The 17,001-nt window shown below is 70.7% G+C and carries 13 protein-coding genes; 9 read left to right on the top strand and 4 right to left on the bottom strand.

Features of this window, described 5'->3' with window-relative positions:
• Positions 1–99 precede the first annotated feature (99 nt).
• A complete protein-coding gene (locus AB0K67_RS37285) occupies positions 100–1,326 on the bottom strand; it encodes a glycosyltransferase family 2 protein (RefSeq protein ID WP_364069569.1) in 1,227 nt (408 codons plus the stop codon).
• Positions 1,327–1,495: 169 nt separating this feature from the next.
• Between AB0K67_RS37285 and AB0K67_RS37280 the strand changes: the two genes are divergently transcribed.
• On the top strand, positions 1,496–2,983 hold the full coding sequence (locus AB0K67_RS37280) for a hypothetical protein (RefSeq protein WP_364069567.1): 1,488 nt from the start codon (positions 1,496–1,498) through the stop codon (positions 2,981–2,983).
• Here the strand turns inward: AB0K67_RS37280 and AB0K67_RS37275 are convergent.
• Both AB0K67_RS37275 and rsmI read right to left on the bottom strand, forming a co-directional pair.
• The gene (locus tag AB0K67_RS37275; protein ID WP_364069565.1) at positions 2,910–4,493 is read right to left on the bottom strand and encodes a phospholipid carrier-dependent glycosyltransferase; all 1,584 of its coding nucleotides are present in this window, start codon (positions 4,491–4,493) and stop codon (positions 2,910–2,912) included. The genes AB0K67_RS37280 and AB0K67_RS37275 overlap by 74 nt on opposite strands.
• A 99-nt stretch (positions 4,494–4,592) precedes the next feature.
• The gene (gene rsmI, locus AB0K67_RS37270) at positions 4,593–5,441 is read right to left on the bottom strand and encodes a 16S rRNA (cytidine(1402)-2'-O)-methyltransferase (protein ID WP_364069563.1); all 849 of its coding nucleotides are present in this window, start codon (positions 5,439–5,441) and stop codon (positions 4,593–4,595) included.
• Positions 5,442–5,558: 117 nt separating this feature from the next.
• On the opposite strand from rsmI, the gene AB0K67_RS37265 reads away from it, so the two are divergent.
• The 5 genes from AB0K67_RS37265 (at position 5,559) to AB0K67_RS37245 (ending at position 12,250) form a co-directional block, all read left to right on the top strand.
• The gene (locus tag AB0K67_RS37265; protein WP_364069561.1) at positions 5,559–7,151 is read left to right on the top strand and encodes a phospholipid carrier-dependent glycosyltransferase; all 1,593 of its coding nucleotides are present in this window, start codon (positions 5,559–5,561) and stop codon (positions 7,149–7,151) included.
• 112 nt (positions 7,152–7,263) lie between these two features.
• The gene (locus tag AB0K67_RS37260; protein WP_364069559.1) at positions 7,264–8,457 is read left to right on the top strand and encodes a hypothetical protein; all 1,194 of its coding nucleotides are present in this window, start codon (positions 7,264–7,266) and stop codon (positions 8,455–8,457) included.
• A gap of 83 nt (positions 8,458–8,540) precedes the next feature.
• The gene (locus tag AB0K67_RS37255) at positions 8,541–9,476 is read left to right on the top strand and encodes a DUF5996 family protein (RefSeq protein WP_364069557.1); all 936 of its coding nucleotides are present in this window, start codon (positions 8,541–8,543) and stop codon (positions 9,474–9,476) included.
• Positions 9,477–9,881: 405 nt separating this feature from the next.
• Positions 9,882–10,670 (top strand): alpha/beta fold hydrolase, encoded by a 789-nt coding sequence (locus AB0K67_RS37250; RefSeq protein ID WP_364069555.1) that lies wholly within the window; start codon positions 9,882–9,884, stop codon positions 10,668–10,670.
• A gap of 401 nt (positions 10,671–11,071) precedes the next feature.
• Positions 11,072–12,250, top strand: coding sequence for a Cmx/CmrA family chloramphenicol efflux MFS transporter (locus AB0K67_RS37245; RefSeq protein ID WP_364069553.1), 1,179 nt, complete (start codon positions 11,072–11,074; stop codon positions 12,248–12,250).
• A 179-nt stretch (positions 12,251–12,429) separates the two neighbouring features.
• Here AB0K67_RS37245 and pip read toward each other — a convergent pair whose 3' ends face one another.
• Complete coding sequence (gene pip / locus AB0K67_RS37240; RefSeq protein WP_364069552.1) at positions 12,430–13,380, bottom strand: prolyl aminopeptidase; 951 nt, start codon at positions 13,378–13,380, stop codon at positions 12,430–12,432.
• A gap of 160 nt (positions 13,381–13,540) precedes the next feature.
• Here pip and AB0K67_RS37235 point away from each other — a divergent pair, with 160 nt between their 5' ends.
• From AB0K67_RS37235 to AB0K67_RS37225, 3 genes are all read left to right on the top strand, one after another.
• Complete coding sequence (locus AB0K67_RS37235; protein WP_364069550.1) at positions 13,541–14,419, top strand: hypothetical protein; 879 nt, start codon at positions 13,541–13,543, stop codon at positions 14,417–14,419.
• 45 nt (positions 14,420–14,464) lie between these two features.
• Positions 14,465–14,941, top strand: coding sequence for a GNAT family N-acetyltransferase (locus AB0K67_RS37230; RefSeq protein WP_364069548.1), 477 nt, complete (start codon positions 14,465–14,467; stop codon positions 14,939–14,941).
• A 210-nt stretch (positions 14,942–15,151) separates the two neighbouring features.
• The gene (locus tag AB0K67_RS37225; RefSeq protein WP_364069546.1) at positions 15,152–16,981 is read left to right on the top strand and encodes a rhamnogalacturonan lyase; all 1,830 of its coding nucleotides are present in this window, start codon (positions 15,152–15,154) and stop codon (positions 16,979–16,981) included.
• Positions 16,982–17,001 lie beyond the last annotated feature (20 nt).

Genomic DNA, 17,001 nt, shown 5'->3' with positions numbered 1-17,001 from the left:
TGGTTGGCGATCGTTTGTTCCGCGACTCCCCCTCCGCGGCGGCGCGCGTGCCGCGGGCGGTGAAACCCGCGGGGCACGCGCGCACCGGTGTGCGGACGGTTATCGCTTGGTGGTCGGCTCTTCGAGCGAGATGGCCGCGGCGGCCTCCTCGGCCGCGGCGGCGGCGTTGTCGATGGGCGTCTCGCGGGTGCGGCGGATGCCCAGGATGCTGATGAACAGCGCCGCGAAGATGGTCTGGAAGCTCATGATGAGCGCGGTCGCCGAGGGCACGACGAGGCGCAGCGACTCGCGCGGGTCGAGCTCGCCGAAGCTGCGCACCTGCCAGTGGACCAGCGACATGACCAGGCCGATGAGACCGGCGAGCGCGAGCAGGCCGCCGACGACGAGGCCCTTCTCCAGGCTCACCATGTCGATCAGCCTGCGGATGCGCGGCGACTCCGGCAGGAAGCCCTCCTCCGCCGCGTAGACCTTGGTGAAGACGGCGAACAGCGCCGCCTGGAAGCCGATCACCACCAGGGCCGATGTGCCGACCAGGGTGTCGACGTCGAAGGCGAGCTCGCCGATCTCGACCGGGCCGAACGTCAGCGCGGTGCCGGCCACCAGGCCGATCATCATCATCAGCACGCCGGGGTAGAAGAACAGCCACTTGGGGCTGTAGAGCAGCAGGAAGCGCAGGTGGCGCCAGCCGTCGCGCCAGGAGCGCAGGTGCGGCGGGCGGGAGCGGCCGTCGGGCGAGAGCGTGGTGGGCACCTCGCGTACGTCGAGGCCGGCCAGCGTGGAGCGGACCACCATCTCCGAGGCGAACTCCATGCCTCCGGTCTGGAGCTGCAGCTTCAGGATGGAGTCGCGGCGGAAGCCGCGCAGCCCGCAGTGGAAGTCGCCGATCTTGGAGGGGAAGAACAGCCGCCCGATGAACGACAGCACCGGGTTGCCGAGGTAGCGGTGCAGCGGAGGCATGGCGCCGGGGGCGATGCCGCCCTTGAAGCGGTTGCCCATCACCAGGTCGGCACCGTCGCGAAGCTGCTCGACGAACGGCATCAGCGCGGTGAAGTCGTAGGAGTCGTCGGCATCGCCCATGATGACGTATTTGCCGCGAGCCGCCCTGATGCCGCCCATAAGGGCGTTTCCGTAGCCCTTCTCATCGACATGGACAACACGGGCACCGGCGTCGCGGGCGAGCTGCTGAGAGCCGTCCGTGCTGCCGTTGTCGGCGATCAGCACCTCGCCCTCGATGCCGTGCTCCTCCATGCACGCCAGGGCCTTGCGCACACAGACTTCCACGGTCTCCGCCTCGTTGAGGCAGGGCATGACCACCGTCAGTTCCACGTGTCTACCCTTCAGTTAAGGCTCTTCCCAGTGAACCATGATGCCCTGAACGTAACGGTGGTCGGGCACGGACGCCGAAACGGCTGGCATTCTTTACAACATGGTGAGCGTCGCGGAGATTACCCCTGTGGACCACTCCGCCCCTGGTCGGGCAGCACGTGCGCTGTCCATGTTGCGCAGGCATCGGGTGTTCGCCGCGGCCTTCGGCGCCGGTGCCGTGCTGCGGCTCATCACCATGCTCGGCTACGGGCCGGCGATGTGGTTCAACGACTCGTACGAGTACGTCTCGGTGGCGCTGCACCCGCGCCCGCACCCCATCAGGCCCGACGGCTACAGCTTCTGGCTGATGCTGCTGAAGCCGTTTCACAGCTTCACCCTGGTGGTCTTCACCCAGCACCTCATGGGACTGGCCACGGCCTGCCTGATCTACGCGCTGCTGCGGATCAAGTTCCGGCTGCCGAAGTGGGGGGCCACGCTGGCGGCCGCGCCGGTGCTGTTCGACGCGTACCAGATCCAGCTCGAACAGCTCATCATGTCCGACACGCAGTTCACCCTGCTGGTCGTGGGCGTGATCACGCTGGTGCTGTGGAAACGCCGGCTGTCGTGGAAGGCGGGCGTGGTCGTCGGCCTGCTCCTGGCGCTCACCTGGCTGACCCGTTCCATCGGCCTGCCGATCCTGGCGCTGGTGGTGCTCTACCTGCTGGTCAAGCGGACGGGGTGGCGGCCGATCACGGCGGTGGTGACGGCGTGCGCGGTGCCCGTCATGGCGTACATGGGGTGGTTCGCCGCCGTCCACGGAAAATTCGCCATGACCAACAGCGACGGGCTGATCCTTTACATGCGCACGGCGATCTTCGCCGACTGCAACAAGATGGACATCGACAAGTACAAAGAGGTCCAGCTTCTGCTGCTGTGCATCAACGACCCGGTCAGCCAGCGCAAAGACTACGCGCAGTGGTATCTGTGGGGTCAGGGCAACGGCGACGGCACCGGCACCGGCGAGGTGCTGCACCGGTGGGGCGCCAACAAGAAGTGGAGCGAGATCACCAACGAGGCGGCCAGCGCGTTCGCCACGCGGGCGATCCTGTCGCAGCCGGGCGACTATCTGAAGGTGGTGGCGCGCGACTTCTTCCGCTCGTTCCACTGGGGCAGGCCGCGCTTCCCGGACGAGTCGACGTACAACATGTACCAGTTCAAGCCGTACGTCGAGATCGACGGCAACGGCCAGCCGAAGCGGCTGCCGAAGTGGGCCTCCTACGCGGGCGGCCGCACCGACACCGACGCGTTCGCCTACGAGCAGGGCCCGCCGGAGACCCGCATCGTGCACCCGTGGGCCGACATCATGAGCGGCTACCAGAAGGTGTTCTACCTGCGCGGCATCATGCTCGGCGGCATCCTGCTCATCGGCCTGTACGGCGTGGTCGTGCGCTGGCGCAAGTTCGGCGGCCCGGTGGTGCTGCCGTGGCTGGGCGCGATGGGCCTGCTGCTCGCGCCGGCGGCGACGGCCGAGTTCGACTACCGCTACGTGCTGCCCGCCGTCCCGCTGGCCTGCATCGCCGCGGCGATCACGCTGCGCCGGGGTGTCACGTGGCCGAGGTGGTCGAAGTGGTCACCCAGGAGGACAGCAGCATCCGAGCCCAGTACTGTGCGTGCGTGATGGCCTCGGCGCTCAGCACGGGCGACAGCCACCAGAAGTTGACGAGCACGATGAGCGCGAACGCGCCGACGACCGCGGCCCCGACGGCCCGTCTCGTGGGCGTGGCCGTGCGTTTGCCGAGCACGAGCCCGGCCATGAGCGTTACGGCCAGCACCATGAACGGCAGCACGGGCGCCATGTAGAACAGGTACATCGTGCGGTTGTCGGCGACCGCGTAGTAGAACCACGGCAGCCAGCCGGCGGCGTAGGCGAGCAGCACGGCCCCGGCCCGCCAGTCGCGGGTGGCGACGTACCACGCGATGAGGCCGATGAGGGCGATGGCCGAGCCGTACCAGAGCGCGGGGGTGCCGACGCCGATCACGGCCTGCGAGCACTCGGCGGCGCCGCAGCCGCCCTTGTCGCCCTCGTAGTAGAAGGCGACGGGCCGCAGCAGCAGCGGCCACGTCCACGGCTCCGACATGTACGGGTGCGGCGTCTGCAGGTTGCTGTGGAAGCCGAGGACCTCCATGTGATAGTGCAGCCACGAGCGGGCCGAGTCGACGACGAAGAACACCGGGTTGCCCGAGGTGGCCTGGTCCCAGTTGCGCCCCCAGCCGCGTGAGGTGGCGAACCAGCCGGTCCACGAGGCCACGTACGTCAGGGCGGGCGCGAGCGCGAAGGCCCCGAGCGCGCCCGGCGCGTCGTAGGCGAAAGCCCCGCGATAGGGCTCGCGCGCCCCCGTCGCCCGCCTGGCACCGGCGTCCCACATGAGCGACAGCACGGCGAAGGCCAGCAGGAAGAAGATCCCCGACCACTTGACCGCGCAGGCGGCGCCCAGGCACACCCCTGCCGCGATCCGCCACGGCCGCCACCCGAGCCGGGGCCCGCGCAGCAGCTCCGGCGCGTACCGGCCGGCCAGCCGCGTCCGCGCGTGATCGCGGTCGGCCACCAGGCAGGCGAACCCGGCCAGCACCCAGAACATCAGGAAGACGTCGAGCAGCGCCGTGCGCGAGAGCACGAAGTGCAGGCCGTCCAGCGCCAGCAGCAACCCGGCCAGGCAGCCCAGCAGCGTGGAACGGGTCATCCTGCGCGCCACCCTGGCCAGGATCAGGATGGACAGCGTGCCGGCCAGGGCCGCCGCGAAGCGCCAGCCGAACGGGTTCATGCCGAACAGCCATTCGCCGACGGCGATCATCCACTTGCCGAGCGGTGGATGCGCCACGAAGGACGCGCAGTCCTCGGGCTGGGCGCACTGGCGGAAGATGTCGAGGTCGCCGGCGAGCAGCCGCCGGTCGGCGATGGGGTCCTTGGCGTCGCCGAGCATGCTGCGCTCCACGCCCTCGACCAGCAGCGAGTAGGCGTCCTTGGCGTAGTAGGTCTCGTCGAAGACGACGGCCCTCGGCTCGCCGAGCCCGATGAAGCGGAGCAGGCCGCCGAAGACGGCGACCGCGAGCGGCCCCAGCCAGCCGGCGAGCGCGCCCTCCTGGAACGGCGGGACCAGCCGGCGCGGTGATAACCCCTGATGACGCACCCTGCGCACCCTAGTCTGCGCACCCTGACCTTGCGCGCCCTGACCTTGCGCGCCCTGACCTTCCGCGCCCTGGCCTTCCGCGCCCTGGCCTTGCCCGCCCTAGGAGGCGGGACTCCCCCTGTGCACCAGGTCGTACAGCTCACGTTTGGGCATGCCCGCCTCCTTGGCCACGCCGGCGATGGCGGCGTTGCGCTTCTCGCCCTCCGCGACCCTGCGCTCCACCTCCGCGACCAGCTCGGCGGGGTCGCGCTCGACCTCGCCCGGCACGTGGCCGGCGACCACGATCGTGATCTCGCCCTTGACGCCGCCCTCCGCCCACGCGGCCAGCTCGCCGAGCCCGCCCCTGCGGACCTCCTCGTACGTCTTGGTCAGCTCCCGGCACACGGCGGCCCTGCGGCCGGGCCCGAACGCCTCGGCCATCGCCGCAAGGCTGCTCGCGAGCCGGTGCGGCGCCTCGAAGAAGACCATCGTGCGCTCCTCGGTGGCCAGCCCGGCCAGCCTGCGAGCCCGGTCACCCGGCTTGCGCGGCGGGAAGCCCTCGAAGCAGAACCGGTCGCTGGCCAGGCCGGACACCGCGAGCGCGGTGGTGACGGCGCTCGGACCAGGCAGCGCGGTGACCGGCACGCCCGCCTCGACGGCCAGGCTGGTGAGGCGGTAGCCCGGGTCGGACACTCCCGGCATGCCGGCGTCGGTGATCACCACGACCGTGCGGCCCTGCTTGAGCGTCTCGATCAGCTCCTGCGCGCGGCCCGCCTCGTTCTGGTCGTAGTAGGACACAACCCGGCCGGTCAGCTCGACCCCGAGGTCGGCCGCGAGCCTGCGCAGCCGCCGGGTGTCCTCGGCCGCGATGACGTCGGCGCTCGCCAGCGTCTCGCGCAGCCGCGGGGAGACGTCGCCCACCTGACCGATGGGCGCTCCTGCCAGCACCAACCTGCCGTTTCCTGTCACCCGACCATTGTGACAGGGCATCCCAATTAGACCGTGTTTCTTGGGTAACCACCGCTCTGGGGCCCGTACGATGTCCGAATGGCGGTGACCGATTCTCCGTACCAGGGATACGAGCACATGAAGGACGCAGACCCTTCCCCCGCTCGTTCCGTACGTGATCGTCTCGTGCCTCCCATGCGCGGCAGCGTGCTGTGGGGCTGGATCGGCCCGCTGTTGGTGACGCTCTTCGGCGGGATCCTGCGCTTCATGCAGCTCGGCCATCCCAATGCCGTGGTGTTCGACGAGACGTACTACATGAAGGACGCCTACTCGCTGATCACCCACGGCGTCGAGCATGTCACGATCAAGAAGGCCGACGAGGCCGTCATGGCGGGCAACACCGACATCTTCCAGTCGTGCGCCCCGCAGGAGCTGGAGAAGTGCGCCTCGTACGTGGTGCACCCGCCGCTCGGCAAGTGGATGATCGGCGCCGGCGAGTGGATCTTCGGGCTCAACCCGTTCGGCTGGCGCTTCGCCGCCGCGCTGATCGGCACGCTGTCGATCCTCGTCCTGGCCAGGGTGGCGCGCAGGATGACCCGCTCGACGCTGCTCGGCTGCTTCGCGGGCCTGCTGCTGGCGCTCGACGGCCTGCACTTCGTGCTCTCGCGCACGGCGCTGCTCGACATCTTCCTGATGTTCTGGGTGCTCGCCGCGTTCGCCTGCCTCGTGGTCGATCGCGACCAGGCGCGGGAACGCCTGGCCACCTGGTACGAGCAGTCGCCGATCACCGCGCAGGGACCGTCGCTCGGCATCAGGTGGTGGCGGATCGCGGCCGGGGTGTGCCTGGCCTTCGCGATGTCGGTCAAGTGGTCGGGGCTGGCGTTCCTGGTGGCGTTCGCCGCCATGTCGCTCGCGTGGGACTACGGCGCCCGCCGCGCGCTCGGGCTGCGTCAGCCGTACGTGGGGGCGTTCAACAAGGACGTGCCGCAGGCGACGCTGGCGTTCGGCCTGGTGCCGTTCGTGACGTACATGCTGACCTGGATCGGCTGGTTCGCCACCGACTCCGGCTACGGCCGCAACTGGGACCAGGCCACCTCGACCGGCAACCCGCTGTTCTTCCTGGTCGACTCCATGCGGTCGTGGATCCAGTACCAGTGGCAGGTCTTCACCTTCCACAGCGGCCTGCAGACGCCGCACAACTACATGTCGGAGCCGTGGTCGTGGCCGCTGCTGCTGCGTCCCGTCGCCTTCTACTACGAGGGCAAGAAGGGCGGTTGCGGCGCCGGCAACTGCTCGGAGGCGGTGCTCGGCGTGGGCACGCCGGTGATCTGGTTCGGCGCGGTGGCCGCGCTGGTGGCCCTCATCGCCTGGTACGTCTCCTCGCGCGACTGGCGGGCCGGGGCGGTGCTGCTGAGCTACGCGATGGGCTGGCTGCCGTGGTTCTACTTCGCCATCGCCGACAACCGGACGATGTTCCTGTTCTACGCCATCCCCATGGTGCCGTTCATGGTGCTGGCGATCACGCTGTGCGCGGGGCTGATCATCGGGCCCGCGACGCCGACGGCGACCGGGGCCATGCCGACGCGGCGCACCGTCGGGGCCGCCGTGGTCGGCGCCTTCGCGCTGCTCGCCCTGATCAACTTCTGGTGGCTGCAACCTGTGCTGACGGGCGAGCTCATCACCTACACGGAGTGGAAGGCGCGCATGCTCTTCGAGAATCGGTGGATATGATCATCTTACAGTCGGCTCGATAGGGATTTCTTAGGTAGTCGCTGTGCAAGACCCAATACGCACTGGTTTCGGTCATCGTCAGGCCCGGGGTCGATACGGCAAACTTCGAGGCATGAGTGCACCGGATGTCACCGCCCTTCTCGCCGAGTTGGAGCGATCTCAACCGGATATGGCCGAGGAGGCCAGGACCGCCGTCGAGTGGCTGACGGGCGGGGAGCCTCTGGAGTCGGTGACCCAGCTCGACGTCTGCGAGTTCCTCTGGTACACGTTGCCGCTCAAGGTCGGCCCGCAGGGAGGCGACCACGAGCGGCTGGCACGCTCGCTGGGGCAGCTGCTCCGGCTCGGCGGCATGGACCGTTACGCCGATCTGTGCGTGTCGCCCACCACGATGCAGATCCTGCGCACCTACGCCACCGAGGGCGAGGAGGCCGGCACCAGCGCCTATCAGCAGGCTCTCGAGGCCACGGGCGTGCTCCCGCCCGACGTGCCCGAGCTGCAGTGGAGCATGATCATGGGGCCGGAGGAGCTGGGCGCCCACATCGCCTGCTCCGCCGCGCTCGAGCTGGCCATCGTGGCCGGCGAAGACGTCGACCGCACGGCGCTGACCCGGCGCTGGCTCACCGAGCCGCGCGCCGAGCTGGGCGGCGACAGCTGGCTCAACCGCGTGCACGGCGAGCGGCTCAACCGCTGGGTGCTGGGGCGCGGCCCGGCCAGGCGGGAGCTGGCGCAGCCGTTCGAGGTGCGGCTGCACGCTCCCGTCGCGCCGCAGCCGCTGCCGGCCCTGCACCGGCTGCTGTCGGTGGCCGCGTCCGGCGAGACGCTGCCGCTGCGGCTCGCGCCGTCGCCCGAGGCGCTGCGGCTGCGCGATCTGGCCGAGCGCGAGCTGGGCGCGATCCGCCGCGACGGCGCCAAGCTCACGATCACCGACTACGGGCTGCGGCTGCTGCGCTCGAAGTCGGCCATGTGGACGGCGGTCACCCGGCTGCTGCTGGCCAGGGGCGAGCACGAGTTCGAGGTGTCGGCCAGGGAGGCCGCGCTGATGTTGCTCGCCGACGGCACGCTGATGTCGCCGGCCAAGCTCATCGAGCGGGTGGCCGAGGTGGTCGGCGGCGAGGGCTGGCACCCCTCGACCGGCGTCGACGACGTCAGGGGTCCGGTGACGGACCTGGTGGCGCAGCTCACGGCGCTGGGGCTGGCGTTCAGCGACGAGCTGGCGGTGCGGATGGACCGTCCAGGCCAGCTCGCGGCGCTGGCGGCACTGCGGGCCCACGCGCTGCGGCCGAGGAAATACGTCAGCTCCGGGTGACGGCCCGACACCCCAGGCATACGGGCGAATACTCCCGGTAGTTACGATTGTCGGGAAATGCCCTATGTCGGAGGGGGACCGTCATGGAGCTGTTCCCGGCCATGCCGCTGGCGGAATGGACCGAGGCCAAGGAGACCTTTCACAGGTTCGCGCAGATCGTGGGGAAGATCAGGCTGGCATCGAGCAACCGGCGCAACCACTGGTGGCAGGTGCCGTTCCACCTGACCGGCCGCGGGCTCACCACCCGGCCCATGGGCGGGCTCGGCGAGCAGCCGCTGTTCTGCGTCGACTTCGACCTCGTACGCCACCGCCTGGTGATCGACGTCTCCGACGGCCGCAGCGCCGAGTTCAGCCTGATCGGGCGGAGCGTGGCCTCCTTCTACCAGCGGCTCTTCGACACCCTGGCCGGGCTGGGCATCCGGCCGGAGATCCGGCCGGTGCCGTTCGACCTGGGCGACGACACGCCGTTCGCCGAGGACACGCTGCACGCCCGCTACGACCCGGCGCTCATCAACCGCTACTGGCGGATCCTGTCGCAGGTCGCGCAGCTCCTCGACCGGTTCGCCGCCGAGTTCGCCGGCAAGACCAGCCCGGTGCACCACTTCTGGCACACCTTCGACATCGCGGTGACCAGGTTCACCGGGCGGGTCGTCAAGGTCTCGCCCGAGGCCGACCCGGTCACGCGGGAGGCCTATAGCTGGGAGGTGATCAGCTCGGGGTTCTGGTTCGGCGACAAGGAGCGCCCCTGGCCGGCGTTCTACTCCTACACCGCGCCGGAGCCCGAGGGGCTGGCCCGCGAGCCGCTGCGGCCCGCCAGGGCCGAGTGGATCCCGGCGCGCGGCAGCCACCTGGCGGTCCTGCGGTATGACGACGTACGGGTCATGGACGACCCCGTGGGAACCGTGCTGGAGTTCCTGGAGAGCGCCTACCAGGCGGGCGCCCGGCTGACCGGGCTCGACACGGCGGCGCTGGCCTCCCCCGGCGGCGTCACCGACCCCTACCACGAGCCGGAGGCCTGAACACACGTGAGCGCCCGCCCTCCGAGGAGGGCGGGCGCCCGACGTATGCGTACCGGTGTGCAGGTCGCCTCTCGGCGAAAGGCACAACGCGGCTCCAGCCGAACGGTATTCCGCGAAGGCAATAGGTGAGGCCCGGGGACACTGGACACACCGGCCACGCTGTATGTAACCACACCCGGGGCTCCTCCATTCCCTGGCACGCCGGAAGATTTCAGAAGTCCACCTCGACAGACCCTGACATAGCGGTCTTTTCCCGCCGGACATTCCTGCGCCGGGAGCCTCGCCGCCCGGCCGCGCAGGCAGCGCTGCCGGGGGCGGGCGCGCAAGGCGTCGGAGTGGGAGGCGCGTACCGGACAGCATCCCCCGAATTTTCTTCGAGATCTGGCGTCGGGCACTATCGAAGGCGTGCCATACGCGACGACACCCGACGGGGTGAAGCTGTCCTACCAGGTCCGCGGCCATGGTCAGCCGCTCGTGCTGCTCCAAGGTCAGGCCAACGAGCATCGCTGGTGGGACTCCGTACGCGACGACTTCGACGCCGCGTACACGACGATCACGCTCGACTGGCGCGGCACCGGCGCAAGCGACAAGCCGGACGAGCCCTACACCACGCGCGGGTTCGCCGCCGACGTGGTGTCCGTGCTCGACGACGCCGGCGTGGAACGCGCCCACGTGTACGGCACCTCGATGGGCGGGCGGGTCGCCCAGTGGCTGGCCGCCGACCACCCCGGCAGGGTCGGGGCGCTGGTGCTCGGCTGCACCTCGCCCGGCGGCGCCCACGGCGTCGAGCGCGGCAACGAGGTCCGCAGATCGCTCGCCCAGCGCGATCGCGCCGCCGCCGAGCGGGCCCTCCTTGAGCTCATGTACACCCCCGCCTGGCTGGCCGAGCATCCCGGCCCGTACCATACGACCGGCGACCCCGGCATGCCCGCCCACGCCCGCCGCCGCCACCTGGCCGCCAGCGCCGAGCACGACGCCTGGGACGCACTTCCCCGCATCACCGCGCCCACCCTCGTCGTCCACGGCACCGACGACGTCTTCAACCCGGCCGCCAACGCGCCGCTGATCGCCGAGCGCATCCCCGGCGCCGAGCTGCGGCTCATCGAGGGCGCGCGGCACGCGTACTTCGAGGAGTTCCGGCACGTCGCGAGCCCGATGGTGCTGGAGTTCCTGGCCCGGCACCCGCTCAGTTGAGCGCAAATGATTCGACAGCCGCGGCCCGGCGTTGCTAGGTTGCGGCACGTGAACAGCCCCGAAGCGTCAAGACGCCGGCCACCGGTCGTCCGGTGGCTGCTCCGCATCGCCCCCTCCAGGTGAGGGGCCGCTCCGGCATGGGGTGATCTCCCCGTCTCACGACGTCGGGCTCGCCTGAGCCTCGCTCATCGAGCCGTGCTCACCGAGCCTCGTTTCCGAGCCGGATTCCGCGCACGAGCACGAGCGCGAGCGCGAGCGCGAGTACGCGTACAGCCTTCCGGACCACCGGCGACACAGGTCCTCGCCCAGGGCGCTCCCCTGGGCCGTCCACCGCGCGCCGGGAGCCGGGCTCCCGCGCGCCCTGCCTGTGCCGATCCACGATCGGGGTCGCGGAGTTTCTCATGCCTTTCGTCATCTACCTGCTCGGGCTGGCGGTCTTCGCCCAGGGAACGTCCGAGTTCATGCTGGCCGGGCTGGTGCCCGGCATCGCCCGCGAGCTGGGCGTGTCCATTCCCGCCGCCGGGCTGCTCACCTCGGCCTTCGCCGCCGGGATGGTGGCGGGGGCGCCGCTCGCGGCGGCGCTGAGCCTGCGCTGGTCCAGAAGGACCGCGCTGCTGTCCTTCCTGATCGCGTTCCTGCTGGCCCACGTGGTCGGCGCGGTCACCACCGATTACGCGGTGCTGCTCGGCACGCGCGTGGTGGCGGCGCTGGCCAACGCCGGGTTCCTGGCGGTGGCCATGGCCACCGCGGTCGCGCTCGCCCCGCCGCACGCCAAGGGGCGGGCCACGTCGATCCTGCTCAGCGGGGTCACGATCGCCTGCGTGGCGGGAGTGCCCGGCGGCGCCGCGCTCGGCGGGCTGTGGGGGTGGCGCTCGGCCTTCTGGGCCGTCGCGCTGGCGCTGGTGCCGGCGATCGTCGCGGTGCTGCGGTCGGTGCCGGGCGGCGCTCCCGGCGGCACCGTACGCGGTGAGGCGCGGGCCCTGCGCCGGCCCCGCCTGCTGCTGCTCCTGCTGCTGGCCGCGCTGGTGAACGGGGCCACGTTCAGCACGTTCACCTACCTCGCGCCGCTGCTCACCGGCGTCACCGGGATCGGCCAGGCGTGGCTGCCCGGCTTGCTCGCGCTGTTCGGGCTCGGCTCGTTCGCCGGGGTGACGATCAGCGGGCGGCTCGCCGACACGCGTCCCATGGCGCTGCTGGTGCCCGGCGGGCTCGCGCTGGGCGCGGGATGGGCGGTCTTCGGCCTGGTGGCCGGGGCGCCGTGGCCGGCGGTGGCGCTGGTCTTCGTCCAGGGGACGCTGTCGTTCGCGGTCGGCTCGACGCTCATCTCCCAGGTCCTGTACGCCGCCACCGGCGCGCCCACGCTGGCCGGGGGCTTCGCCACGGCGGCGCTCAACGTCGGCGCGGTGCTCGGCCCCTGGATGGGCGGCCTGGCGATGGACGCGGGGCTCGGCTTCCGCGCGCCGCTGTGGGTGAGCGCCGGGCTGGTGGCGCTGGCGCTGCTCATCGCCGCCGCCACCCGCCCGTTCCTCAGCCGGCCGCGAACCCAGGTGCCGACCCACCTGCCCGCCCGGGCAGAGTGAGGATCATGCAAGAGGCACCGCACGGTGGCCGTCGTCATCAGGGAAGGCCGCAAGGACCCTCCCGACATCACCGAGGTCGCCCACACCGAGGCGGCGCCCGACATGTCGGGCTGGCCGGGCGCGGGGACGCCGCGCTGATCGACCGCTACTTCACGCTGGGGCCGCCGCTCTGACGGGGGTCAGCGGGGCGTGAAGCGCTCGATGGCGGCGTCCACCGCCTGCTTGAACGCCCCGCTACCGGTGTGTCCCGCGTCCCCGATGACGGTCAGCTCGGCGTCCGGCCAGACCTGGACCAGCTCCCAGGCCGTCTGGACCGGGCTGCTCAGGTCGAGGCGGCCGTGGATGAGCGCGCCGGGGATGCCGGCCAGCCGGTGGGCGTTGCGCAGCAGCACGCCCTCCTCAAGCCAGGCGCCGTTGGCGAAGTAGTGCGAGCAGATCCTGGTCAGGGCCATCACGTCGCGCGGCGGGCGGCCGCTGTAGGCGCCGGGCGCGCCGTTGACCTCCATCGAGATCACGGCGTCTTCCCAGGTGACCCAGTCGATGGCGGCGCGCTCGCGGACCTTCGGGTCGGGGTCGTTGAGCAGCCGCGCGTACGCGCTCACGAGGTCGCCGTCGCGGTCCTCCGGCGGCACGCCCTGCCGGAACCGCTCCCACGCCTCAGGGAAGAAGCGGCCGACGCCCCGGTAGAGCCAGTCGGTCTCGGAGCGGCGGGTCATGGTGACGCCGGTGATGATGATCTCCGAGACGCGCTCGGGATAGGTCTCGGCGTACGCGAGGATCAGCGTCGATCCCCACGAACCCCCGTACAGCAGCCACTTGTCGATGCCGAGGTGCTCGCGCAGCCGCTCCATGTCGGCGATGAGGTGGTGGGTGGTGTTGTTGGTCAGGTCGGTGTCGTGGTCGGCGGCGTGCGGCAGGCTGCGGCCACAGTTGCGCTGGTCGAACAGGACCGTACGGAACAGCTCAGGGTCGAACCTGCGGCGCGCGCCGGTCGAGCACCCCGATCCGGGCCCGCCGTGCACGACCAGCACGGGCTTGCCGTCCGGGTTGCCGCAGGTCTCCCAGTAGATGCGGTTGCCGTCGCCGGTGTCGAGCAGGCCGTGGTCGTACGGCTCGATCGGGGGATGCAAGGGAGGCTCCTTTCTCTGGTTTCGGGAACGTCCGAATATATCGGTACGGCGATGTCCCCGATCACCGGTAAAGAGGGCTAGATCCAACTATGGAGTAATCGAACCGCCACTAAGGGTAATGATCGCAACGAATAGCCGATCATCACTCTTGGGGAGCAACATGTACAGGCAGGCTATCGCCGTGCTGACCGCCACGTCCGCCGCGCTGCTCGCGCCCGCCGCGACGGCGCACGCGGAGGACGACCCGGCCGTCACCCGCGCACAGTGCAGCGACATCGACGGCGTCAAGGTCAACGTGTCGCCGCCACGGCCGCTGAGCGGGACCGTGACCACCGACGACGTCCGGGGCCTCATGGAGTCGATCGTCGCCGGCACCTCGCTCGCGGGCTTCTTCGCGCCGGGCGACGCGATCGAATCCGCTACCGCCGGCGAGATCGAATCCGCTGCCGCCGGCGAGGCCGTGCCGCTGTCCGCAGCCGGGCCGACGCCGCTGCCGCCGGTCCCCTCGCCCAGCCTGCCGCCGCTGCCGTTCCCCACACCCACCGCCACGCCGTCACCGACCGTGACCCCGCCGCCGGCGCTGAGCCCTGCGGCGGCCGGAGAGCCCGCCACGCCCTCCTCACGTGTGGAATCCATGCTGGAAGCGCTCGTCGACCGGGCCATCGCCTGCGCCCGCAGCGCGCTGCTCCAGGGCGCGCAGCCGCGTACGCAGGGAGCCTCGCCGCGTACGGCGGAGCCCGAGGCCCGCACGCAGGAGACCGAAGCCCGCACGCAGGAGACCGAAGTCTCGCCCGTCACCCAGTACTTCGAGGCGCTCGTCACCACCAAGCCGATCTGCCCCGCCACCACCAGGCCCGCTTCCGCGCAGACGTCGGACACCCTGTTCGACGTGATCGGCGTGCCGCGCCTGGTCGACACGGTGCTCGCCAGCCCGCTGTTCTGCGTCCAGCCGGACCAGGTGTCGCAGTCGTCCACCACCGTGTCGGTCCTGGACTCGCTCGGCATCATCCGCGTGTTCGACGAGCTGCTGGCGCTCTGAGCCGGAGGGACTGCCACGTTCGACATCTCCCCCTATGGTGGGGAAATGGAGACCATCGACACCGACCGGCTCACCCTCGTGCCCCTGCTGCCCGAGCACGCCGGCGAGATGGCCGGCGTGCTCTCCGATCCGGCGCTGCACGAGTTCACCGGCGGCTCCCCGCTGACCGCGCTCGAGCTGCGCGCCCGCTACGCGCGGCTGGCCGCGGGTCCGGCCGGCTGGCGCAACTGGGTGCTGCGGCTGCGCGCGGAGGACCGGCTGGTCGGTTACGTGCAGGCGACCGTCGAGGGCCGTACGGCCGAGGTCGCCTGGGTGGTCGGCACCCCGTGGCAGGGCCGCGGCCTGGCCAAGGAGGCCGCCGTAGCGCTGGTCGGGCGGCTCCTTGACGAGGTGGACACGGTGATCGCGCACATCCACCCCGAGCACGCCGCCTCCCAGGCGGTCGCCGCCGCAGCCGGGCTGCGTCCGAGCGGGCGAATGCAGGACGGCGAGATCCGCTGGGAGTTGCAGAACGGGTCTTGAGCCGGTGGCGGCCGGTGGTTTTAATACGCGCGAACCACGCCCCACCCGTTCCCCGCTCAGATGAGGAGTCTCCGTGACCGTCTCCGCAGGTCAAGCCCACTCTCCCAGCGTCGGCGCAGCTGCGTTAGCGCTACCACGTCGCCGTACCACCGCATGAAACTTTCTTTTCGCCCCTTGGGAAAGCGCTTACCACGAGCAAAGGACACCACCATGCGCTTAAGCCTGGCCGCCGCGGCCGCCGTACTCGCCCTGACCGCCACCGCCACCACCGCACCCGCACCCGTGCACGCCGCCTCCGCCAAGCAGATGGAGGACCTCGACCGGGGGCTGATCAGCGTACGCTCCGGGTCCGGCAACCTGGTCTCCTGGCGGCTGCTCGGCACCGACCCCGACGGCGTCACGTTCAACCTCTACCGCGGCTCCACCCGGATCGCCTCCGGGCTGAGCGGCGGCACCAACTACCTCGACAACGGCGCCCCCGCCGACGCCTCCTACACCGTGCGGGCCGTCGTCGGCGGCACCGAGCAGCCCGCCTCACCCGCCTCGATCCGCTTCACCGGCGGCTCCTACCTCGACGTACCGATCCAGCCGCCGTCCGGCGGCACCACCCCCGACGGCGTCTCCTACACCTACAGCGCCAACGACGCCTCCGTCGGCGACCTCGACGGCGACGGCCGGTACGAGATCGTGCTCAAGTGGGACCCGTCCAACGCCAAGGACAACTCCCAGTCCGGCTACACCGGCAACGTCTTCATCGACGCCTACCGCCTCGACGGCACCCGCCTGTGGCGTATCGACCTGGGCCGCAACATCCGCGCCGGCGCCCACTACACCCAGTTCCAGGTCTACGACTACGACGGCGACGGCAAGGCCGAGGTCGCCATGAAGACCGCCGACGGCACCAGGGACGGCCGCGGCACCGTCATCGGCAACGCGAGCGCCGACTACCGCAACTCCAGCGGCTACATCCTGTCCGGCCCCGAGTACCTCACCATGTTCAACGGCGAGACCGGCGCCGCGATGTCCACCGTCGACTACGACCCGCCGCGCGGCAACGTCTCCTCCTGGGGCGACAACTACGGCAACCGGGTGGACCGGTTCCTCGCCGGGACCGCGTACCTGGACGGCGCGCGCCCGTCGCTGATCATGGCGCGCGGCTACTACACCCGCAGCGTCATCGCCGCCTGGGACTTCCGCAACGGCTCGCTCACCAAGCGCTGGACGTTCGACAGCAACAACTCCGGCTCCCAGTACGCCGGCCAGGGCAGCCACAGCCTGTCCGTCGGCGACATCGACCAGGACGGCCGCGACGAGATCGTGTACGGCGCCATGGCCGTGGACGACAACGGCGCCGGCATGTGGTCCACCCGCACCGGCCACGGCGACGCCCAGCACCTCGGCGACTTCGACCCGGCCAGGTCCGGCCTGGAGTACTTCAAGGTCAGCGAGTCCACCTCGCAGCCCGGCTCACTCTACATCGACCCGCGCAACGGCCAGATCCTGTGGTCCACCTCGTCCGGCTCCGACAACGGGCGCGGCGTCGCGGGCGACATCTCGACGGTCAGGGTGGCCAGTGAATTCTGGTCGGCCGCCGACGGCAACCTGCGCAGCGTCACCGGCAACAACGCCGGCCGCAAGCCGTCCTCGATCAACTTCCTCATCTGGTGGGACGGCGACCCCGTACGCGAGCTGCTCGACCAGACCCACATCGACAAGTACGGCACCGACGGCGACACCCGCCTGCTGACCGCCTCCGGCGTCCACTCCAACAACGGCACCAAGGCCACCCCGTCGCTGTCGGCCGACATCCTCGGCGACTGGCGCGAGGAGGTCATCTGGCCCACCTCCGACAACCGCGCCCTGCGCATCTACTCCACCCCCACGCCCACGGACCGGCGCATCTACACGCTGATGCACGACCCGCTCTACCGCGTCTCCGTGGCCTGGCAGAACACCGCGTACAACCAGCCTCCGCACACCGGCTTCTTCCTCGGCGACCGCATGCCCACCCCGCCCCGCCCCGACATCTACGTCCGCTGACTCTCTAACGGGTGGCATGA

The organism is Nonomuraea sp. NPDC052634 (assembly GCF_040678535.1).
Taxonomy (GTDB): Bacteria; Actinomycetota; Actinomycetes; order Streptosporangiales; family Streptosporangiaceae; genus Nonomuraea; species Nonomuraea fastidiosa.
The sequence above is the reverse complement of the archived record's forward strand: the minus strand, read 5'-3'. Positions and strand labels throughout refer to the sequence as shown.